19 protein-coding genes, 1 tRNA gene and 1 pseudogene are annotated in these 20,553 nt (G+C 70.9%); 8 read left to right on the forward strand and 13 right to left on the reverse strand.

The window, feature by feature from the left end; translation table 11 throughout:
* Window positions 1-9 precede the first annotated feature (9 nt).
* A complete protein-coding gene (gene galK / locus OKJ99_RS32145; RefSeq protein ID WP_326021510.1) occupies window positions 10-1,173 on the forward strand; it encodes a galactokinase in 1,164 nt (387 codons plus the stop codon).
* A gap of 4 nt (window positions 1,174-1,177) precedes the next feature.
* Here the strand turns inward: galK and OKJ99_RS32150 are convergent, their stop codons facing one another.
* A complete protein-coding gene (locus OKJ99_RS32150) occupies window positions 1,178-1,633 on the reverse strand; it encodes a GNAT family N-acetyltransferase (RefSeq protein WP_326021511.1) in 456 nt (151 codons plus the stop codon).
* A 288-nt stretch (window positions 1,634-1,921) separates the two neighbouring features.
* Here OKJ99_RS32150 and OKJ99_RS32155 point away from each other — a divergent pair, with 288 nt between their 5' ends.
* On the forward strand, window positions 1,922-2,671 hold the full coding sequence (locus tag OKJ99_RS32155; RefSeq protein ID WP_326021513.1) for a response regulator transcription factor: 750 nt from the start codon (window positions 1,922-1,924) through the stop codon (window positions 2,669-2,671).
* A gap of 67 nt (window positions 2,672-2,738) precedes the next feature.
* Here OKJ99_RS32155 and OKJ99_RS32160 read toward each other — a convergent pair whose 3' ends face one another.
* The gene (locus tag OKJ99_RS32160) at window positions 2,739-3,236 is read right to left on the reverse strand and encodes a MarR family winged helix-turn-helix transcriptional regulator (protein ID WP_326021515.1); all 498 of its coding nucleotides are present in this window, start codon (window positions 3,234-3,236) and stop codon (window positions 2,739-2,741) included.
* An 88-nt stretch (window positions 3,237-3,324) separates the two neighbouring features.
* On the opposite strand from OKJ99_RS32160, the gene OKJ99_RS32165 reads away from it, so the two are divergent.
* Together OKJ99_RS32165 and OKJ99_RS32170 are read left to right on the forward strand one after the other, a co-directional pair.
* Window positions 3,325-4,119, forward strand: coding sequence for a trans-aconitate 2-methyltransferase (locus tag OKJ99_RS32165; RefSeq protein ID WP_326021516.1), 795 nt, complete (start codon window positions 3,325-3,327; stop codon window positions 4,117-4,119).
* Complete coding sequence (locus OKJ99_RS32170) at window positions 4,116-4,523, forward strand: VOC family protein (protein ID WP_326021518.1); 408 nt, start codon at window positions 4,116-4,118, stop codon at window positions 4,521-4,523. The genes OKJ99_RS32165 and OKJ99_RS32170 overlap by 4 nt, the downstream gene beginning before the upstream one ends.
* A gap of 5 nt (window positions 4,524-4,528) precedes the next feature.
* On the opposite strand, the gene OKJ99_RS32175 is transcribed toward OKJ99_RS32170, so the two are convergent.
* Complete coding sequence (locus OKJ99_RS32175) at window positions 4,529-5,230, reverse strand: TetR/AcrR family transcriptional regulator (RefSeq protein WP_326021519.1); 702 nt, start codon at window positions 5,228-5,230, stop codon at window positions 4,529-4,531.
* Window positions 5,231-5,242: 12 nt separating this feature from the next.
* Window positions 5,243-6,232 carry an acyl-CoA desaturase gene (locus OKJ99_RS32180; protein WP_326021521.1) on the reverse strand — a complete coding sequence of 330 codons (990 nt, stop codon included), beginning with the start codon at window positions 6,230-6,232 and terminating at the stop codon, window positions 5,243-5,245.
* A gap of 288 nt (window positions 6,233-6,520) precedes the next feature.
* On the opposite strand from OKJ99_RS32180, the gene ppc reads away from it, so the two are divergent.
* Window positions 6,521-9,259 carry a phosphoenolpyruvate carboxylase gene (ppc, locus tag OKJ99_RS32185; protein WP_326021522.1) on the forward strand — a complete coding sequence of 913 codons (2,739 nt, stop codon included), beginning with the start codon at window positions 6,521-6,523 and terminating at the stop codon, window positions 9,257-9,259.
* Between the two features lie 13 nt (window positions 9,260-9,272).
* Here ppc and OKJ99_RS32190 read toward each other — a convergent pair whose 3' ends face one another.
* The 7 genes from OKJ99_RS32190 to OKJ99_RS32220 all read right to left on the reverse strand — a co-directional run bounded on the left by OKJ99_RS32190 (window position 9,273) and on the right by OKJ99_RS32220 (window position 14,924).
* Entirely contained in the window at window positions 9,273-9,728 is a 456-nt protein-coding gene (locus OKJ99_RS32190; RefSeq protein WP_326021523.1) for a hypothetical protein, read from the reverse strand.
* Window positions 9,729-9,803: 75 nt separating this feature from the next.
* Window positions 9,804-10,403 carry an aminoacyl-tRNA hydrolase gene (gene pth, locus OKJ99_RS32195; protein WP_326021524.1) on the reverse strand — a complete coding sequence of 200 codons (600 nt, stop codon included), beginning with the start codon at window positions 10,401-10,403 and terminating at the stop codon, window positions 9,804-9,806.
* An 87-nt stretch (window positions 10,404-10,490) separates the two neighbouring features.
* The gene (locus OKJ99_RS32200; RefSeq protein WP_326021525.1) at window positions 10,491-11,084 is read right to left on the reverse strand and encodes a 50S ribosomal protein L25/general stress protein Ctc; all 594 of its coding nucleotides are present in this window, start codon (window positions 11,082-11,084) and stop codon (window positions 10,491-10,493) included.
* A 202-nt stretch (window positions 11,085-11,286) separates the two neighbouring features.
* On the reverse strand, window positions 11,287-12,264 hold the full coding sequence (locus tag OKJ99_RS32205) for a ribose-phosphate diphosphokinase (protein WP_326021526.1): 978 nt from the start codon (window positions 12,262-12,264) through the stop codon (window positions 11,287-11,289).
* A gap of 130 nt (window positions 12,265-12,394) precedes the next feature.
* Window positions 12,395-13,852: a bifunctional UDP-N-acetylglucosamine diphosphorylase/glucosamine-1-phosphate N-acetyltransferase GlmU gene (gene glmU / locus OKJ99_RS32210; protein ID WP_326021528.1), complete on the reverse strand. Its 1,458-nt coding sequence runs from the start codon at window positions 13,850-13,852 to the stop codon at window positions 12,395-12,397.
* 116 nt (window positions 13,853-13,968) lie between these two features.
* A tRNA-Gln gene (locus tag OKJ99_RS32215) sits at window positions 13,969-14,039 on the reverse strand.
* Between the two features lie 12 nt (window positions 14,040-14,051).
* A complete protein-coding gene (locus OKJ99_RS32220) occupies window positions 14,052-14,924 on the reverse strand; it encodes a hypothetical protein (RefSeq protein WP_326021529.1) in 873 nt (290 codons plus the stop codon).
* 168 nt (window positions 14,925-15,092) lie between these two features.
* On the opposite strand from OKJ99_RS32220, the gene OKJ99_RS32225 reads away from it, so the two are divergent.
* The gene (locus OKJ99_RS32225; RefSeq protein ID WP_326021531.1) at window positions 15,093-16,409 is read left to right on the forward strand and encodes a sensor histidine kinase; all 1,317 of its coding nucleotides are present in this window, start codon (window positions 15,093-15,095) and stop codon (window positions 16,407-16,409) included.
* 37 nt (window positions 16,410-16,446) lie between these two features.
* On the opposite strand, the gene OKJ99_RS32230 is transcribed toward OKJ99_RS32225, so the two are convergent.
* Together OKJ99_RS32230 and OKJ99_RS32235 are read right to left on the reverse strand one after the other, a co-directional pair.
* A complete protein-coding gene (locus tag OKJ99_RS32230) occupies window positions 16,447-16,956 on the reverse strand; it encodes an SUKH-3 domain-containing protein (protein WP_326021532.1) in 510 nt (169 codons plus the stop codon).
* The gene (locus OKJ99_RS32235; protein WP_326021533.1) at window positions 16,956-17,519 is read right to left on the reverse strand and encodes a YwqJ-related putative deaminase; all 564 of its coding nucleotides are present in this window, start codon (window positions 17,517-17,519) and stop codon (window positions 16,956-16,958) included. The genes OKJ99_RS32230 and OKJ99_RS32235 overlap by 1 nt, the downstream gene beginning before the upstream one ends.
* 290 nt (window positions 17,520-17,809) lie before the next feature.
* Here OKJ99_RS32235 and OKJ99_RS32240 point away from each other — a divergent pair, with 290 nt between their 5' ends.
* On the forward strand, window positions 17,810-18,802 hold the full coding sequence (locus tag OKJ99_RS32240; protein ID WP_326021535.1) for an SMI1/KNR4 family protein: 993 nt from the start codon (window positions 17,810-17,812) through the stop codon (window positions 18,800-18,802).
* Window positions 18,803-18,809: 7 nt separating this feature from the next.
* Window positions 18,810-20,553: pseudogene (locus OKJ99_RS32245) on the forward strand (SUKH-4 family immunity protein); the annotation flags it as partial.

The raw sequence follows: 20,553 nt of genomic DNA on the forward strand, positions 1-20,553 counted from the left end.
GAGTCATTGATGTCCGTCGACGCCCAGTTCAAGGACCTGTACGGGTACGAGCCCGCCGGAGTGTGGGCGGCCCCCGGCCGCGTCAACCTCATCGGCGAGTACACCGACTTCAACGAGGGCTTCGTCATGCCGCTCGCGCTGCCGCACACCGCGGTCGCCGCGGTGGCCCGGCGCGAGGACGGCGTGCTTCGCCTGCACTCGGCCGACATCGACGCCCCGGTCGTGGAACTGCGCGTCGACGACCTGGCCCCGCTCAGCAAGTACGGCCAGGGCGGCTGGGCCGCGTACCCGGCGGGCGTCGTCTGGGCGCTGCGCGACGCGGGTCACGCGGTCGCAGGCGCCGACATCCACCTCTCCTCCACGGTCCCGACCGGCGCCGGCCTCTCGTCGTCGGCCGCCCTTGAGGTCGTCACGGCGTACGCGATGAACGACCTGTACGAACTCGGGCTCACCGGCGCCGAGTTGGCGGTGCTCGCGCAGCGCGCCGAGAACGCCTTCGTCGGTGTGCCGTGCGGCGTCATGGACCAGATGGCCTCGTCCTGCGCCACCGAGGGGCACGCCCTGCACCTCGACTGCCGCGACCTGTCGATCCGCCAGGTCCCCTTCGACCTGGCGGCCCACGGCCTCGAACTCCTCGTCGTCGACACCCGCGTCAAGCACGAGCTGGGCGACGGTGCGTACGCGGAGCGGCGCGCGGGCTGCGAGGAGGGCGCGCGCGTCCTCGGCGTGACCCACCTGCGCGATGTCTCCTACGCCGAACTGGGCAGCTCCATCGCGGAGTTGGAGCTGGCCGGGGTCGACGAGAAGGTCGTCCGCTACGTCCGCCACATCGTCACCGACGACCACCGCGTCGAGCGCGTCATCGAGCTGCTCGACTCCGGTGACGTACGCGCCATCGGCCCGGTCCTCGTCCAGGGGCACGTCTCGCTCCGCGACGATCTGCGCATCTCCTGCCCGGAACTCGACCTGGTGGTCGGCACGGCGATGACCTCGGGCGCGCTCGGGGCCCGGATGACGGGCGGCGGCTTCGGCGGCTCGGCGGTCGTCCTGGTGGAGTCGGACGACGCCGACACCGTCACGAAGGCGATCACCACCGCCTTCGGCGAGGCCGGCTTCACGGCGCCGCGGGTGTTCCCGGCCGTGCCTTCGGCGGGGGCACGCCGCCAGGCGTGAAGGCTCATCCCAGCCGCTTCGTCAGCGTGAACTCCTTGATCCCGGGCGGGTAGTCCGGGATCACGGACACCACGTCGTACCCGTGCAGCCGATAGAAGCCCGGGGCCTGGAAGTCCCACGTCTCCACGCGGGAGGCGCGGCACTCGCGCTCCTCGTGCGCGAGGCGCTCCGCCTCCGCGAGGAGCCGGGAGCCGAGGCCCGCGCCGCGGTGCGGCTCGGCGACCCAGAGCATGTCCACGTGCAGCCAGAACGCCCACGTGTACGCGTCGAGCCCCGCCACCAGCGCGCCGTCCTCGTCCAACACCCATACGTGGAGCGGGACATGCTGGTCGGCAGGGGTGCCGCGCAGCTCGCCAAGGACCGGTGACGCCGCCGCGTTGGCCTCCCTCAGCAGCGACCGGAGCAGAAGGGAGCGTTCCTTGTCGACTTCTGTCTCGATGCGAAACATGCGCATCACCATAAACGCGCAGGACGGTCGCTGCTCCGCCAACCGCCAACCAGTTCTGCCAATTGACTTCCCCTCGGGGCCTCCGCCTCTAGTCTGAGGACAGCACCGGTGGGGGCCGGTGCCGATCAGGGGGCGAGACAGCCGGGTACGACGCCCGGAGCGGGGGTAGCGGTTCGGCACACGGCGGCGGCCGTGGGGCCGCGGCGCCCCGCACTCCGGGCGCCGTACCTGCGTTGATCCGTTCCCCGACGATGGGGTATCCCCTGCTCCTTCCGGGAGCTCGGGGAAGGGGGTAATCACGTGGTACGCATCCGGGTCCTTGTGGTCGACGACCACCGCATCTTCGCCGAGTCGCTCGCCGCGGCACTCGCCGCCGAGCCCGATGTCGACGTGTCGGCCGCGGGGAGCGGCCCCGCCGCTCTGCGCTGCCTGGACCGGGCGGTCGCGGAGGGGCGCCGATTCGATGTGCTGCTGATCGACGCGGACCTGGGCGCGGCATCGCTCCAGGGCATGCGCGCGCCGACGGTGGTGCCCGACAGCGCCGCTCAGGACGGCCTCGTCGACGGCATCTCCCTGGTGGCGGGCGTCCGTTCGGGCCAGCCCGCCGTCCGCACGGTGGTGCTCGCCGAGCGGGACGATCCGCGCCGTGCGGCGCTCGCGCTGCAGGCGGGGGCGTCCGGCTGGGTCGCCAAGGACTGTTCCCTGTCACGCCTGTTGACCGTCATACGGGGCGTGCTGCGGGAGGAGACGCATCTGCCGCCGGCGCTGCTCACGGGCGTCCTGCGGGAGTTGACCGCGGCCCGCAAGCACCGCACCGAGTCCGAGCGGCTCGTCGAGTCCCTGACGCCCCGGGAGCGCGAGGTGCTGCGCTGCATGGTGGCGGGGCTCGGCCGCAAGGCGGTGGCGGAGCGGCTGTTCCTGTCGCCGCACACCGTGCGGACCCATATGCAGAACGTGCTGGGCAAGCTCGGCGTGCACTCGACGCTCGCGGCGGTCGCCCTCGCACGCAGGGCAGGCGTGGGCCCGGTCGACCTGGAGGCAGCCAGCTGAGCCATTCAAGCCCCGCCGGCGATTGAGGCGCGGGGTCCGGGGCGGAGCCCCGTGACGTCAACCAGCGTCAACCAGGAATGTTGTCGAACGGCGCGGTCAACTGCCGCAGCAGCGACGCCAATTCCACCCGGTCCCCTCGGGAGAGCTCCGCCAGGATCGCCCGCTCCTGATCGAGCAGCCCGGAGAGCGCCTGGTCGGCGCGGTTCTGGCCCTCGCCCGTGAGGCGCACCAGGACACCGCGGCGGTCGCTGGGGTCCGGCAGGCGCTCGACGAGGCCCTTCTTGGCGAGCCGGTCGATGCGGTTGGTCATCGTGCCGGACGTCACCAGGGTCTGCGTGAGCAGCTGACCGGGGGAGAGCTGGTACGGGGTGCCCGCGCGGCGCAGCGCCGTCAGGACGTCGAACTCCCACGGCTCCAGGTTGTGCTCGGAGAAGGCCAGGCGGCGGGCCCGGTCGAGATGGCGCGCGAGCCTGCTGACCCGACTGAGCACCTCAAGGGGCTCCACGTCGAGGTCGGGGCGCTCTCGGCGCCACGCTGAGACCAGACGGTCGACCTCGTCCTCCATGACGATCAGTGTAGGGGGTGTGTCGACATGAAGTCTCTTGAGGTCGACTATCTTGACATCGAGATACTTGCGGCCGACGCTTGACGGTATGACATCCGCACCCACCTGGGACCCCCAGCAGTACCTCCGGCACGCAGGTCATCGCGGCCGCCCCTTCGTCGACCTGCTCGCCCGCGTCCCCGCCCTGCCGGGGGAACCCGCCCGCATCGCCGACCTCGGCTGCGGCCCAGGCAACGTCACGACGCTGCTCGCCGAACGCTGGCCCACGGCCCGCGTCACCGGCTACGACAACTCGCCGGAGATGCTGGAGAAGGCGGCCGCCCACGCGAGCGACCGCCTCGACTTCGCGTACGCGGACGCGGCCGACTGGTCGCCCACGGAGACGTACGACCTGCTCGTGTCGAACGCGACGCTGCAATGGGTCCCGGACCACGCCGACGCCTTCCCCCGGTGGATCGACGCGGTGGCCCCCGGCGGCACGTTCGCCTTCCAGGTGCCCGGCAACTTCGACGCCCCCAGCCACGTCCTGATGCGGGAGCTGGCGGAATCGGCCCCCTGGAAGGACCGGCTGGCCGGAGTGCTGCGCCACGGAGACGCGGTGCTCACGCCCGCGGCCTACCTGGAGCGGCTCGCCGGCCTCGGCTGCGAGGTGGACGCCTGGGAGACGACGTACCTGCACCTCCTCGCGGGCCCCGACCCGGTCCTCGACTGGGTCAAGGGCACCGGCCTGCGCCCCGTCCTGACCGCGCTCGCGGACGACCCGGAGGCGCGGGACGCGTTCGTCACCGAGTACCGCGATCTGCTCCGCGAGGCGTACCCGGCGACGGAGCACGGCACGGTGCTGCCGTTCCGGCGGATCTTCGTGGTGGCGACCCGCTCATGACACTGGTCGGCGTGGACCACGTGCAGCTCGCGGCGCCACCGGGCAGCGAGGAGGTCCTGCGGTCGTTCTACGTCGACGACCTCGGCATGACCGAAACCCCCAAGCCACCGGCGCTCGCGGCGCGGGGCGGGTGCTGGTTCGAGGCGGGGGCGGTGCGGCTGCACCTGGGCATCGACCGCGACTTCCGCCCCGCGAAGAAGGCGCACCCGGGGCTCCTGGCACGCGACATCGAGGCGTACGCGCGACGGCTGACCGGGCGGGGGGTCGAGGTCGAATGGGACGACCTGCTGCCGGGCCGCCGCCGCTTCTATTGCGCGGATCCGGTGGGCAACCGCCTCGAGTTCCTCGAGGCACCGGGGCTCCGCCCCGGACCCCGCTGGCTCCCGTCCGACGGCGGGGCTTGATTGGCTCAACTCTTCCGGTGACCTATCAGCCGCGGCTTCGGCTCCAGCCCATCGAGACCGTGCCACGCCAGATTCACCAGATGCGCCGCGACCTCCGCCTTCCCCGGCTTACGGGCATCCAGCCACCACTGCCCCGTCAGCGCGACCATCCCGACCAGCGCCTGCGCGTACAGCGGCGCCAGCTTCGGGTCGAAGCCGCGGGTCTTGAACTCGCGGCCCAGGATGTCCTCGACCTGCGTCGCGATGTCGGAGATGAGCGAGGCGAAGGAGCCCGTGGACTGCGGGATGGGGGAGTCGCGGACCAGGATGCGGAAACCGTCCGTGTACTCCTCGATGTAGTCGAGGAGCGCGAACGCCGCCTGCTCGCACAGCTCGCGCGGATGCCCGGCCGTCAGCGAACTCGTGACCATGTCCAGGAGCTGGCGCATCTCGCGGTCCACGACCACCGCGTACAGGCCCTCCTTGCCGCCGAAGTGCTCGTACACCACCGGCTTGGAGACCCCGGCCTTCGCCGCGATCTCCTCCACCGACGTGCCCTCGAAGCCCTTCGCGGCGAAGAGGACGCGACCGATCTCCAGGAGCTGCTGACGCCGCTCCGCCCCCGTCATCCGCGTTCTGCGCGTGCGCCGAGCCTTCTCGGGCCGGTCCGGCCTGTCGCTGCTCGAATTGCTCGGGGTGCTTGAGTCGGTCGCCACGTCTTCCATCATGCCGTGTGGTGGTCAGGCCGCGTCGGCGACCTGCTCCTTGCGCCGGGAGGCGATGCGGTCCGCGGACGGCCAGCGCACGTCGTGCGCCCAGCCCAGCAGCTCGAACCAGCGGATGAAGCGGGCCGAGGAGTCGATCTGGCCGCGCTCCACCCCGTGCCGCGCCGACGTCGGGTCCGCGTGGTGCAGGTTGTGCCAGGACTCGCCGCAGGACAGGACGGCCAGCCACCACACATTGCCCGAGCGGTCGCGGGACTTGAAGGGGCGCTTGCCGACGGCGTGGCAGATCGAGTTGATCGACCACGTCACGTGGTGCAGCAGCGCCACCCGCACGAGAGAACCCCAGAAGAACGCCGTGAACGCGCCCCACCACGACATCGTCACCAGGCCGCCGATCAGCCCCGGCAGGAACAGCGACAGCGCCGCCCACGCGATGAACTGCCGGGAGACCGCGCGGATCGCCGGGTCCTTGACCAGGTCAGGGGCGTACTTCTCCTGCGAGGTCTGCTCCTCGTTGAACATCCAGCCCATGTGCGCCCACCACAGGCCCTTCAGCAGGGCGGGAACCGTCTCCCCGTACCGCCACGGCGAGTGCGGGTCGCCGTCGGCGTCGGAGAACTTGTGGTGCTTGCGGTGGTCGGCGACCCAGCGCACGACCGGGCCCTCCACCGCCAGCGAGCCCATGACCGCCAGCGCGATCCGCAGCGGGCGCTTCGCCTTGAAGGAACCGTGCGTGAAGTACCGGTGGAAACCGATCGTGATGCCGTGGCAGCCGACGAAGTAGAAGACGACGAGCAGCCCGAGGTCGAGCCAACTCACTCCCCAGCCCCAGGCCAGCGGCAACGCCGCGAGCACCGCAAGGAACGGGACGGCGATGAACAGGAGCAGTGTGATCTGCTCCACTGAACGCTTCTGTTCGCCGCCGAGTGTCGCAGAATGCGAGGTGACGGGCGGTCCTGACGCCGGTCCGGGGGCGTCTTCGAGCACATCGGTACTGGTGGCCATGGGGGTCCCCTGTAAGTCGAGGGTTGAGACGGGCTGAGACGGGTCAGGAGATCCACGGGGATCCGCGGACAGCTTGCTTACGGTTCCGCAACCTACGGCACCGTAAGTATGTAAGCGTGCAGCCGGGCGGCACGAGGCTCCCACCTCGCCGTCGGCGGTGGCACATATCCTTGGAATCGGTCGGACAGCGCGGTCCGCTCTGAATCTCCTCCCTGGGTTACGTACCCGGATCCGGGGATCCTCCCTCCCGACGTGCCACGTGCTTCACCATTGCAAGGAGCCGCACCTGTGAGCAGTGCCGACGAACAGACCGCTGCGACGAGCACCACCCCCGAGCTGCGCGCCGACATCCGTCGGCTCGGTGACCTGCTGGGCGAGACCCTCGTCCGCCAGGAGGGCCCGGAGCTGCTCGAGCTGGTAGAAAAGGTCCGCCGCCTGACCCGCGAGGACGGCGAGGCCGCCGCCGAGCTGTTGCGCGGCACCGAGCTGGACACCGCGGCCAAGCTGGTCCGCGCCTTTTCCACGTACTTCCACCTGGCCAATGTGACGGAGCAGGTGCACCGTGGCCGCGAGCTGCGCGCCATGCGGGCCGCCGAGGGCGGACTGCTCGCCCGCACCGCGGACCGGCTCAAGGACGCCGACCCGGACCACCTGCGCGACACGGTCAAGCACCTGAACGTACGACCCGTCTTCACGGCGCACCCCACCGAGGCGGCCCGCCGCTCGGTCCTGAACAAGCTGCGCCGCATCGCCGAGCTCCTGGAGACCCCGGTCCTGGAGACCGACCGGCGCCGCTACGACACCCGCCTCGCCGAGAACATCGACCTGGTGTGGCAGACCGACGAGCTGCGTGTCGTGCGCCCCGAGGTCACGGACGAGTCCCGCAACGCGATCTACTACCTGGACGAGCTGCACGCCGGCGCCGTCGGCGACGTCCTTGAGGACCTCACCGCCGAGCTGGAGCGCGTCGGCTTCAAGCTCCCCGAGGACAGCCGGCCGCTCACCTTCGGCACCTGGATCGGCGGCGACCGCGACGGCAACCCGAACGTGACGCCGCAGGTCACCTGGGACGTCCTGATCCTCCAGCACGAGCACGGCATCAACGACGCGCTCGACATGATCGACGAGCTGCGCGGCTTCCTGTCGAACTCGATCCGCTACACGGGCGCCACCGAGGAGCTGCTCACCTCGCTCCAGTGCGACCTGGAGCGCCTCCCGGAGATCAGCCCCCGCTACAAGCGGCTCAACGCGGAGGAGCCCTACCGGCTCAAGGCCACCGCGATCCGGCAGAAGCTGGAGAACACCAAGACGCGGCTCGCCAAGAACACTCCGCACCACGAAGGCCGCGACTACCTCGGCACCGCCGAGCTGCTGCACGACCTGACGCTCATCCAGACCTCGCTGCGCGAGCACCGCGGCGGACTGTTCGCCGAAGGCCGCATGAACCGTACGATCCGTACGCTCTCCGCCTTCGGTCTGCAGCTCGCCACGATGGACGTGCGCGAGCACGCCGACGCCCACCACCACACGCTCGGCCAGCTCTTCGACCGGCTCGGCGAGGAGTCCTGGCGGTACGCGGACATGCCGCGCGAGTACCGCGGCAAGCTGCTCGCCAAGGAGCTCCGCTCCCGCCGTCCGCTGGCCCCGACCCCGGCGCCGCTCGACGCCGCGGGCGAGAAGACGCTCGGCGTCTTCCACACGATCCAGCGCGCCCTCGAAGTGTTCGGGCCCGAGGTCATCGAGTCGTACATCATCTCGATGTGCCAGGGCGCCGACGACGTGTTCGCCGCGACCGTCCTCGCGCGCGAGGCGGGCCTCATCGACCTGCACGCGGGCTGGGCCAAGATCGGCATCGTGCCGCTCCTGGAGACGACCGACGAGCTGAAGGCCGCCGACACGATCCTGGAGGACATGCTCTCCGACCCGTCCTACCGGCGCCTCGTCGCGCTCAACGGGGACGTGCAGGAGGTCATGCTCGGCTACTCCGACTCCTCCAAGTTCGGCGGCATCACCACGTCGCAGTGGGAGATCCACCGCGCCCAGCGTCGACTGCGCGACGTCGCCCACCGCTACGGCGTGCGCCTGCGCCTCTTCCACGGCCGCGGCGGCACCGTCGGCCGCGGCGGCGGCCCCTCGCACGACGCGATCCTCGCCCAGCCCTGGGGAACCCTGGAGGGCGAGATCAAGGTGACCGAGCAGGGCGAGGTCATCTCCGACAAGTACCTGGTGCCGTCCCTGGCCCGCGAGAACCTGGAACTGACCGTCGCGGCCACGCTGCAGGCCTCCGCCCTGCACACGGCGCCGCGCCAGTCCGACGAGGCCCTCGCCCGCTGGGACGCCGCGATGGACGTGGTGAGCGACGCGGCCCACACCGCCTACCGGGGGCTCGTCGAGGACCCGGACCTGCCGAACTACTTCCTCGCCTCCACGCCCGTCGACCAGCTCGCCGACCTGCACCTGGGCTCGCGGCCCTCGCGCCGCCCCGGCTCGGGCATCTCGCTCGACGGCCTGCGGGCCATCCCGTGGGTGTTCGGCTGGACCCAGTCCCGGCAGATCGTCCCCGGCTGGTTCGGCGTCGGCTCCGGCCTCAAGGCGCTGCGCGAGGCGGGCCTGGACACCATGCTCGACGAGATGCACGAGCAGTGGCACTTCTTCCGCAACTTCATCTCCAACGTCGAGATGACGCTCGCCAAGACGGACCTGCGGATCGCCCGCCACTACGTCGACACGCTCGTGCCCGACAACCTCAAGCACGTCTTCGACGCCATCGTGACCGAGCACGAGCTGACCGTCGCCGAGGTGCTGCGCATCACCGGAGGCAGCGAACTCCTCGACGCACAGCCCGTGTTGAAGCAGACGTTCGCGATCCGCGACGCCTACCTCGACCCGATCTCGTACCTCCAGGTCGCCCTGCTCAAGCGGCAGCGCGACGCGGCGGCCGCGGACGAGACCCCGGACCCGACGCTCGGCCGGGCCCTGCTGCTCACCGTGAACGGCGTGGCCGCGGGCCTGCGCAACACCGGCTGATCCAGGCCCTGTCCTAGAAGCTCAGGGCGGCGAAGGCCGCCGTCAGCAGCGCGATTCCGGCGCCTCCCGTGATCCACGTGAGGCGCCGGTCGCGTATCCCGCCCGCGAGCACCACCGACGCGAGCAACAGCGCGCCGCCCAGCGGCACCCAGGCGTGCAGAAAGCCGGCGGTGCCCGCACGCACCGCCGACGTCGAACTCGGCTTGAGGACCACGGGGAAGCGCGCGCCCTTCTTCTCCCCGATCGAGCGGTCGATCGTCACGCTCGGATGCCGCACGGCGGTGGGGGAGGCGGGCGAGAACGGGCCGGCGCAGGTCGCGTCCGCGCACCGGCTCACCGTCATCGTGCCGCGCTCACGGCCCGTCGGGAACATCACGTGCTGCGCCGCGCCCCACGAGGCCCACACGCCGGCGATCAGCAGCAACGCGGCGACCGTGGCCGCCGCGACTTGACGGGCAACAGGCAACATGGCCGGGATCCTTGGCCATGACCCCGCGTACGGTCAACTCCCGGCCGGATCCCGCCCCCGACAAGTCGGTACAGGTCAGGAGTTGTACGTCGACTGGGCCCGCTCCAGGCCCTCGATCACCAGCGCCTCCGCGGCGTCGGCCGCGCGGTCCACGAAGTAGTCGAGTTCCTTGCGCTCCGTCGACGAGAAGTCCTTGAGCACGTAGTCCGCCACCTGCATCCGGCCCGGCGGACGACCGATCCCGAACCGCACCCGGTGGTAGTCGGAGCCCAGCGACTTCGTGATCGACTTCAGGCCGTTGTGCCCGTTGTCGCCACCGCCCAGCTTCAGACGCAGCACGCCGTAGTCGATGTCCAGCTCGTCGTGGATCGCCACGATGTGCTCCGTCGGCACCTTGTAGAAGTCGCACAGCGCCGTCACGGGACCACCCGAGACGTTCATGAACGACATCGGCTTCGCCAGGATCACCCGACGGTTCAGCGGGCCCGGCGGGCCGATCCGCCCCTCGACGACCTGCGCCTGCCCCTTGGTCGCCCGCTTGAACTTGGCGCCCATCCGCCGCGCCAGCAGATCGGCCACCATGAAGCCGACGTTGTGCCGGTTCATCGCGTACTCGGGGCCAGGGTTGCCCAGCCCGGCGATCAGCCAGGGAGCGTTCTCGTCGGACATGCACATTCCTTAGGTGTACGTCGGGTGCGTAGATACAGCGATACGGGGTGGTGGGCCGTGCCCACCACCCCGTACGGGTCGAACCCTGAAGGCTCAGGCCTCCGCGGCGGCCTCGTCGCCCGCGGCGTCGGCCGGGGCCTCCTCGGCCTGCGCGGCCAGGACCTGGAGCACGACGGCGTCCTCGTCGGTGGCCAGCGTGGTGCCCTTGGGCAGCGTGATGTCCTTGGCGTGGACCGAGGCACCGGCCTCGAGGCCCTCGACGGAGACGGTGACCGACTCGGGGATGTGCGTGGCCTCGGTCTCGACCGACAGCGTGTTCAGCACGTGCTCGAGCAGGTTGCCACCCGGGGCCAGCTCGCCCTCGGTGTGGATCGGGAGCTCGACGGTGACCTTCTCGCCGCGCTTCACCTGGAGCAGGTCGACGTGGACCAGGAAGCTCGTGATCGCGTCACGCTGCACGGACTTCGGGATGACCAGCTCGTTGCTCTTGCCGTCGATGTCCAGGTTGATCAGGACGTTCGGCGTACGCAGGGCCAGCATCAGGGCGTGCGAGTCGAGCGTGATGTGCTGCGGCTCGTTGCCGTGGCCGTAGACGACACCGGGAACCTTCTCGACCTGGCGCAGACGGCGGGAGGCACCCTTGCCGAACTCGGTGCGGGTCTGGACGGAAAGCTTGACCTCGGACATGCTCTTCAACTCCTCGTAGAACTAGGGAAATCCCAAAAAAGGGACTGGTCACCCGGCCACGAACGGCCTGCTACGAAGAGCGCGTCGATAACGGACAGCCGTACCAAAAAGTACGGCCTCCCTCGCCGAGCAACTTCAGCAGTCTACTCGGCGGGGGAGGCCGCACCCAAATGGATCTTCTAGCGTGAGATCCCTACGACGATCAGGCTTCGCCCTCGAAGAGGCTGGTCACCGAGCCGTCCTCGAAGACCTCGCGCACCGCGGAGGCGATCGTCGGGGCGATCGACAGGACCGTGATCTTGTCGAGCTCCAGCTCGCCCGGGGTCGGCAGCGTGTCCGTGAAGACGAACTCGCTGACCTTCGAGTTCTTCAGACGGTCCGCGGCGGGACCGGAGAGCACACCGTGCGTCGCCGTCACGATGACGTCCTCGGCGCCGTGCGCGAACAGCGCGTCCGCGGCGGCGCAGATCGTGCCACCGGTGTCGATCATGTCGTCGACGAGCACACAGACGCGGCCCTTCACGTCACCGACGACCTCGTGGACGGTCACCTGGTTGGCGACGTCCTTGTCGCGGCGCTTGTGCACGATCGCCAGCGGCGCGCCGAGCCGGTCGCACCAGCGGTCGGCCACGCGCACGCGGCCGGCGTCGGGGGAGACCACGGTCAGCTTGGACCGGTCCACCTTCGCGCCCACGTAGTCCGCCAGGATCGGCAGCGCGAACAGGTGGTCCACCGGGCCGTCGAAGAAGCCCTGGATCTGGTCCGTGTGCAGGTCGACCGTGAGGATGCGGTGCGCACCCGCGGTCTTCATCAGATCCGCGATCAGACGCGCCGAGATCGGTTCACGTCCGCGGTGCTTCTTGTCCTGCCGCGCGTAACCGTAGAACGGCACGATGACGGTGATGGAGCGGGCCGACGCGCGCTTCAGCGCGTCGATCATGATCAACTGCTCCATGATCCACTTATTGATCGGAGCCGTGTGGCTCTGGATCAGAAAGCAGTCGGCGCCGCGAGCGGACTCTTGGTAGCGGACGTAGATCTCGCCGTTGGCGAAATCGAAAGCCTTGGTCGGGACGATCCCGGCACCGAGCTGGTGCGCGATCTCCTCGGCAAGTTCGGGGTGGGCGCGGCCGGAGAAGAACATCATCTTCTTCTCGCCCTGCGTCTTAAGCCCGGTCACAGCACTAGTCTCCTCAGACGAGTTCGTCCGCCGCAGCTGCCCGCGCGTCCCATTAGCAGCGAGCCAGGCGAATCGTGAGCACCTATCACGGTACGCCGTGTCGGGCGCACCTGTTTCCGGTCAGACCACGTCAGTCCGCGGTTTCCGGATTCCGGGAGGCCGCCTCGGCAGCCCTCGCGGCCGCGCTTCCCGGATGCTTTCGAGCCACCCAACCCTCGATATTCCTTTGCTGGCCCCGCGCCACGGCCAGCGAACCGGGCGGCACATCCTTCGTGATCACGGACCCGGCGGCGGTGTACGCGCCGTCCCCGATGGTGACAGGCGCCACAAACATGGTGTCCGATCCCGTCTTGCAGTGGGACCCCACGGTGGAGTGGTGCTTGTTCTCCCCGTCGTAGTTCACGAAGACGCTGGCGGCACCGATGTTGGTGAAATCACCGATCGTCGCGTCCCCCACGTACGACAGGTGCGGCACCTTCGTGCCCTCACCGATCGACGAGTTCTTCGCCTCGACAAACGTCCCGATCTTCGACTTCAGACCGAGCCGGGCACCCGGACGCAGATACGCGAACGGGCCGACGGACGCCTCCGCGCCCACCTCCGCGCTGTACGCGACCGTGTTGTCGACCCGGGCCCCCGCACCCACGCGGGTGTCCGTGAGACGGGAGTTGGGGCCGACCACGGAGCCCTCGGCGAGGTGCGTGGCACCGTGCAGCTGCGTGCCCGGCAGGACCGTCGCGTCGCGCTCGAACGTCACCGTGACATCGACGAGCGTGCTGACCGGGTCGACGATCGTGACACCGGCGAGCATCGCCCGCTCAAGGAGGCGGTCATTGAGGGTGCGGCGGGCCTCGGCCAGCTGCACACGGTTGTTGATACCGGCGATCTCACGGTGGTCGAGCGCGACGGAGGCGCCGACCCGATGGCCCGCCTCACGCAGGATCCCGAGCACGTCGGTGAGGTACTCCTCGCCCTGGGAGTTGTCCGTCCGCACCTTCCTCAGCGCCTCGACGAGCAGCCGCCCGTCGAACGCGAACACACCCGAGTTGATCTCGCCGATCGCACGCTGCGCCTCGGTCGCGTCCTTGTGCTCGACGATCGCGGTGACGGCGCCCGAGACGTTGTCCCGGACGATCCGGCCGTAGCCGGTGGCGTCGGGGACCTCGGCGGTCAGCACGGTCACGGCGTTGCCGTCGGCGGCGTGCGTGGCGGCCAGCGCCTTGAGCGTCTCGCCGGTGAGCAGCGGGGTGTCGCCGCAGACCACGACGACGGTGCCCTCCAGGCCGTTGTCGGGGTTGAGGCCTTCGAGCCCCATCCGTACGGCGTGCCCCGTGCCGTTCTGCTCCGCCTGCACGGCGGTGCGGGCCTCGGCGTCGACCGCGTTCACATGCGCGGCGACCTTCTCCCGCTCGTGGCCGACGACCACGACGAGCTGCGCGGGCTCCAACTCGCGGGAGGCGGCGAGCACATGACCGACGAGCGAACGGCCACAGAGTTCGTGGAGGACTTTCGGGGTGGCCGACTTCATACGGGTGCCCTCACCCGCTGCGAGTACGACGACGGCTGCCGGGGTGTTGGCGCTGCTCACGGGTGGGCCCTTCGGCGTCGGATGCGTTGTGGGGTGGACATCCGCAGGATACCGGGGCGTTTTGGGCCGGGCAGGGGGGCGGGGCCCGACCGTTTCCGGTGGGCCCCGCCACTGTGCTCCCGGGGAAGGAATCGAACCCTCATTCAATGGACCAAAACCATTTGTCCTGCCATTAGACGACCCGGGATAGCTCGTCCCGCTATGTCCGATTCTCTCGGCTGTGCGCGGAGGCGGCTCCTACTATGCCGTACCAAGAGCCTTCAATGCGACGGTACAAGTCAGCGCTCCGCAAGACTTTGATCACGAGGCATCCACGGTAGGTGTCGCCGACGTTTTTCCGTACGGTCTTGGGGTTGTGCTTCTTGATCGTCGTCTTGTAGAAGGCGTTGGGGTCGGCGCCTGCGAGCTCGCTCCAGTAGCGCTCGGCGCCGGTCACGTCGGCGGTCTCGTGAATCATCACGCAGAAGCGCAATCGTTCGCGGTCGATGCCAAGTAGGTCCAGCCAGGCGAGGAACGTCTGAATCATGCCGGGGTCGCTGTTGACGAAAGTGACGGTTTCTCGGCGGTCGTACGGCTTGTCCTTGGTGCCCTCGGCCCAGTAGAGCGCTACGCCGGTGAGAAAGAGCTCTCGTTCCGTCATCTGCCCGACTGCCGTAAGCGCCGCTTCCTTGGCTTGCCGCCGCTCGGCGTCCCGCACGGTGTGCTCGTGTTCCCACCGCTTCCGTGCTGCCAACTTCGCCTGCTCTGACGGGTCGCGGCGCTCCGGCTTCGGTAGATCCCGTACCCACAGCGAGATCGCGCCCTTCGAGCAGCCCAGCTCGACCTGGATCTGGTCGTACGTCCAGCCCTGGAGGCGCAGCTCGCGCGCTCGGTCGCGTAGGTCGTCCTTGGCGTTGGGGCGCCGGGTCCAGTCCGGCGGAGGCTCGCCTTCCAGGAGGCGGTTGAGGATGTCGTTGTTGTCGACGTGGATCAGGTCGCGGATCTGGCGGCGGCTGAGCCCCTGGCGGCGCAGCGCGAGCGCCCGCTCCCGTAGCGCCTCGAAGTCCGCGTACTTGCCTGTGGCCTGTGTCATGAGCAACAGACTCCGGCGGAATCCCCGCGTCCGGTGGGTGTTCGATTACGGATCATCAGTTCGCGTGGTCGAGTTATCCACAATGTGAGTCGTACGGAGTGGGGTGGTGGAGACCACTACGTAAAACTCACCGGAAAACGGGCACCCGACGCCCGTAGTCTGGAAGGCATGACCACAGCGGGGGAAGTTCACCGAGCCGCGGCCGGGGGGCCGTGGTGGTGGGCGCGGCGCAGGGCCGCCGCGCTGGATGTGGGGTTGGCGGTGGCGTCCGCGGTGGAGTGCGCCGTGGAGGGAGTGCCGTTCGCGCACAAGGCCGGGCTGCCGGTCTGGGTGGGTGTTCTGTTCGGGGCGCTGACCGGGTCCACGCTCGTGCTGCGGCGGCAGTGGCCGATCGCCGTGGTGCTGATCTCGGTGGCGGTGACGCCGGCGCAGATGGGCGTGCTCCTGACGGTCGTCGGGCTGTACTCGCTGGCGGCGTCGGAGGTGCCGCGGCGGATCATCGGGGCGCTCGCGGGCATGTCGTTCCTGGGCACGTTGATCGTGTCGGTGGTGCGGGTGCAGCAGGACTCCGCGGCGCACGCGGACACGTTCCAGGTGGCCAACTGGGTCGTGCCGTTCCTCGCGATCACCACGGCGCTCGGGGTGACGGCTCCGCCGTTGCTGCTCGGGCTCTACGTGGGGGCGCGGCGCCGGCTGATGGACTCGCTGCAGGAGCGGAACGAGTCGCTGGAGCGGGAGCTGGGGCTGCTCGCGGAGCGGGCCGAGGAGCGGGCCGAGTGGGCGCGGGGTGAGGAGCGGACCCGGATCGCGCGGGAGATGCACGACGTGGTGGCGCACCGGGTGTCGTTGATGGTGGTGCACGCGGCGGCGTTGCAGGCGGTTGCGCGCAAGGACCCCGAGAAGGCCGTGAAGAACGCGGCGCTGGTCGGGGACATGGGCCGGCAGGCGCTCACCGAGCTGCGGGAGATGTTGGGGGTGCTGCGGGCCGGGGAGCCGGTGCCGCGGCGTGCGGACCGGATGCCGTTGGAGGCGGTGGGGGTGGCCGCGGCGGCGGCGGCCTCGCGGGCCGAGGCGGAGGCGGGGGTCGGGCCGTGGCTGACCGAGCTGGAGGATCTGGTCGGGCAGTCGCGGGCGGCCGGGATGGTGGTGGAGGTGTCTGTGGAGGGGGAGTCGCCGGGGTATGCGGCGGCGGTGGAGCAGACGGCTTACCGGGTCGTCCAGGAGGCGTTGACGAACGTGCACAAGCACGCGGCGGGCGCGAAGACGTATGTGCGGCTCGCGCACCGTGGGGCCGAGGTGGCGATGCAGGTGGAGAACGAGCCGCCGCCGGAACCGGACGCCGCGGCGTCGGCCGGGCTGCCTTCCGGGGGGAACGGTCTGGTGGGCATGAAGGAACGCGTGGCCGTCCTCGGCGGCGTCTTCGTGTCGGGCCCGACGGACGCGGGCGGCTTCCGCGTCTCGGCGGTCCTGCCGGCGGCGTCCTAGGCGGGTCGGGGCCGGGCGGGTGGATCAAGCCCCTCGGTTACGCCCCCGTTCCCCCCGGAGGGGCAAGGCGGGGCGGTTGGAGGCCCGTGATCAGGGTGGCGAGGGCCTCGTCTATGTCGGGGCCCAGGTACCAGTCGCCGCTGTGGTCGAGGGCGTAGATGCGGCCCTCCGTGTCGATCGCCAGCAGCGCCTCCGTGCCCGACTCCGCCCCCAGCGGCGCGAGTTCCGTGTCCAGGGCGCGGCCGAGGTCGCCGAGGGTGCGGGCCGCGTGGAGGCCGTGCAGGGGGTCCAGGTGCGGCTGGGCGGGGGCGATGTGCCGGCCGGGCCCCGTGGGCGTCAGGTGGAGGCCGCCGAACTCCGCCCAGGCCTCGACCGCCGCCGGGAACACCGAGTGGCGGTGGCCGGCGGGCGACACGTGTGTGCGCAGCGCGTCCGCCCAGAACTCCGCCTGCTTGATGTCCCAGCGGCCCGGCTGCCACCCGGCGACGCGCAGTGTGGCGTCGACCAGGTCGGAGAAGCGGGCGTCCTGGGAGGTGGGGTGGGGCATCAGTGCGCGGCCTCGTTGTCGTCGTGCGGGGTGCTGTCCGTTTCGGGGGCCACGACGTGGACGCCGAAGTGGGCCGTCAGCGCCGTACAGGCGCGACAGGGGCGGGCGAATCCGCCGTGCAGCGGGTCCCCGTCCTCGCGGATGCGCCGGGTGGTGAGCTTGGACTGCTTGAGGGCCTTGCGGGCCTCTCCGATGGTCATGGGTCTGCGGCGGGCCCGCTTCGACTTCTCCGCGCGCTCGGTGTCGCTCGCCGCGAGGTGCCGGGAGACGAGGATGGCCTCGGCGCAGCGCCCGGTGAAGCGGTCGCGCTGCGCGCTGGTCAACGTATCCAGGAAGTCCTGGACCAACGGGTGCAGGGTGGGGGCCTTTTCGCCGCGGGCCGCGGTCGAGGTGAGGGTGGTGCCCCGGACGGACAGGGCGGCGGCGACGGTGGGGAGTATGCCGTCCCGGCGCACGCGAAGGGTGGGAACGGCGCCGGCGTCGGCGGCGCTCCAGCCGACGCGCGGGTCGTCGCCGGGCTGCTCGTCCGCGGGTGCAGTTTCCTCTGCGGTACCGCTGCGCATCTGTTGTTTCCCCTCCTGCAGTTCCCCACTGCAATCCCCCTGGTTGCCTGCACAGACTGCCAAACGGTTCTGCGGGTGCGGAAGCCGGTACCCGACGACACGCCCGATCGTCACGTGGTGGTGATGCTCAGGTGACTGCTGGTCATGGAACCGGAGGCCCGGTGACCGGTGTCGCACAACCGCATAGGCTGTCGTTTGATTCGTACGGATCAGGAGCAGGTCCGCAGCAGACCCGGGACAACCCCGGGACGGATCCGCAACCGTCACCAGCGCCGCAGGGGGCAACCGCCATGACGACAGGTCGGCTCGGGCAGCAGGCCGCGCCGCCGAACGCGGCTTACGCCGGGCAGGTCGTGCACTTCCCGGACCCGGTCCGCGCTGCCCGTCATCCGCGCGGTGTGCGCGTGGATGACGACGGTTTCCCGGACTTCTCCCCGTACGCCCGCGCCGTGGCGGAGATCGCGGAGCCGCCGCAGGGCTTCGGTGTCGACGAGTTGCGGCTGACGGACTACGTGTCGGCGAACGCGGCGCTCGCCGCGTCCGGGCACGAACTCTGGGACATGATCCCGCAGGTGGCGACGCCGCACGGCTGGACGTGGCACCACGCGCGCGGCTCGCGCCGCCTCGAACTGGTCCCGGTCGAGGTGAAGGCGCTGCTGCGGCACCACGGTGGTCTGGCGACGGCGGCGGTGGACCATCACAAGCGTGGCACGCGGCCGTTGCAGGACACGCGGCCCGTGCACTTCGGTCTCCCGAAGTCCGGGGTCGCGGTGGCGGAGAGCCAAGTGCTCGCCGCGGAAGAGGACTTGGGGTGTCGGCTGCCGGGGGCGTACCGCTCGTTCCTGAAGGCGGGCGGTGGCTGCGCGCCCGTCGGGACGGGCCTGGACGCCGAGTTGGGCCTCCTGGTCGACCAGCCGTTCTTCACGGTGCGCGACGAGGCGGCCGTGAACGACCTCGTGTATGTGAACAAGTGTCTGCGCGATCACCTGACGAAGGACTATCTGGGTGTCGCGTTCGTGCAGGGTGGGCTGCTCGCCGTGAAGGTGCGGGGCGACGCGGTCGGCTCCGTGTGGTTCTGCGCGTACGACGACGCGCGGGACAGCGGCGAGACGGCGGCGCTGCCGGTGGCCGAGCGGGTGGAGCGGCTGCTGCTGCCCTGTGGTGGGGATTTCGACGGTTTCCTGTCCCGACTCGCGGGCAGTCCGCCGGAGTTGGAGACGGTGGCGAATCTGATGGTGGACGGCGGCTTCGCGCGTGCCGTTCCGGTCACCGGTGGGGAGTGAGCTTGCGATGGTGACGTTCGCGCAGGCGCAGGAGCGCGCCGAGGAATGGATCAACGGGGACGTGCCCGCGTCCTCGCACCGTGAGGTGCGGGTGCGGGAGTTCGAGCTGGGCTTCGTCGTGTGGGCGGAGGACCGGGAGACCGGTCCGGTGTCCGACGGCGGGCGGCAGCGCCTCGTGATCGCGCGGGACAGCGGGGACGCCTCGCTGTGGCCCTCGCTGCCGGTGGGCGAGGTGATCCGGCGCTACGAGGAGGAGTACGGGCTGCCGGACGCGCCGGCCGAGCCGGAGGCGGCGAGGCCGCCGGAGCGGGTGGACCTGAACCAGACGTCGTTCCTGCTGACTCCTCCGGAGTGGTTGCAGGAGGCGGCGGACAAGAAGGGGGACGCGGACCGGCGTTCGGCGGACGCGGTTCCGGCGCGGGGCGACGAGACGCCCGAGGACGCGATTCCGGCGGCGGCGCATGCCGAGCCGCGGGATGCCGTGCCCCCGGTTCCGGCCGATGCGACGCCGTGGGCCGGGACGGACACGAACGGGGTGGGCGACGAGGAGGACCGTTCGGTGCCGCTGCCCGACACGGTGTTCTCGCCGCCGCTCGCCGAGGACGCGCCGCCGTCCGGTGTCGCGCCGGACGCGCCGACGGGCCGTATCGCGGGCGGCAGCCAGTTGCCGCCGACGGCGGTGTCCCCGGCTCTGGGCAACGAGCCGGAGGCGCCCTCGTACGGCTACCCGCAGGGTCCCCCCGACGCCGCCCGGCCACCGTCGGCTCCGCCGTCGTACGGCTACCCCCAGGGCACGATCCCGCCGCCCCCTCCGCCGCCGCCGTCGGACGGCCCGATCTCCTACGCCCACCCGCAGCCCGCGCCCGCCGCCGGCGCGCACCCCCCGTCGGCACAGGCCCCCTCGTACGGCTTCCCACAGGGCCCGCCCGGAGCTGCAGCCGCCCAGCCGCCGTCGGCTCCGCCGGTTCCGGGTTCTTCGTACGGGTTCCCACAGGGTGCGCCCGACGCTGCCGCCGCTCAGCCGCCGTCGGCTCCGCCGGTTCCGGGTTCTTCGTACGGGTTCCCGCAGGGGGCTCCTGACGCTGCCGCCGCCCAGCCGCCGTCGGCTCCGCCGGTTCCGGGGTCCTCGTATGGCTTCCCGCAGGGGGCTCCTGACGCTGCCGCTGCCCAGCCGCCGTCGGCTCCGCCCGCTCCAGGGCCTTCGTACGGGTTCCCGCAGGGGGCGCCCGGTGTTGGTGCTCAGCCGTCCGCCGCTCCGGCTCCAGCGGAGCGTCCTGGTGTGCCTGGGGCCTCGTTCCCGCCGCCCGCTCCGGGGACCGCGGTTCCCGGGCCGCCGCCTCCGGGCGCTTCGTACGGCTATCCGCAGGACGGTCCCGGGGCCCGTGACGCGGCTGGTCGGCCGCTCCCGCCCGGCGCCGGTGACATCGCGAACGCCGCGACCAGCAAGGCGGAGCCCCCGCGGGGTGGCGGCGCGCAGACTCCGCCGCCGCCGGGACCGCCCGGTGCCCCGGCGGGTGGCTACGTCCCTACGCAGATGGTGTCCTCGCTCGGCCCGGACGGGCAGCCGCAGACGCCCGGCCCGCCGCCGCCTCCCGGTGCTCCCGGTGAGGGCGTGCACCATGCCGCGACGATGCTGTCGGGCCCGCCTCCCGGCGGCCCCGCGGGCCAGGCCCCGCCTCCGCCTCCCGGCGCTCCCGGCGAGGGCATGCACCACGCCGCCACGATGCTCTCCGGCCCCGGCGCGACGCCTC

The organism is Streptomyces endophyticus (assembly GCF_035798155.1).
Classification (GTDB): Bacteria; Actinomycetota; Actinomycetes; order Streptomycetales; family Streptomycetaceae; genus Streptomyces; species Streptomyces endophyticus.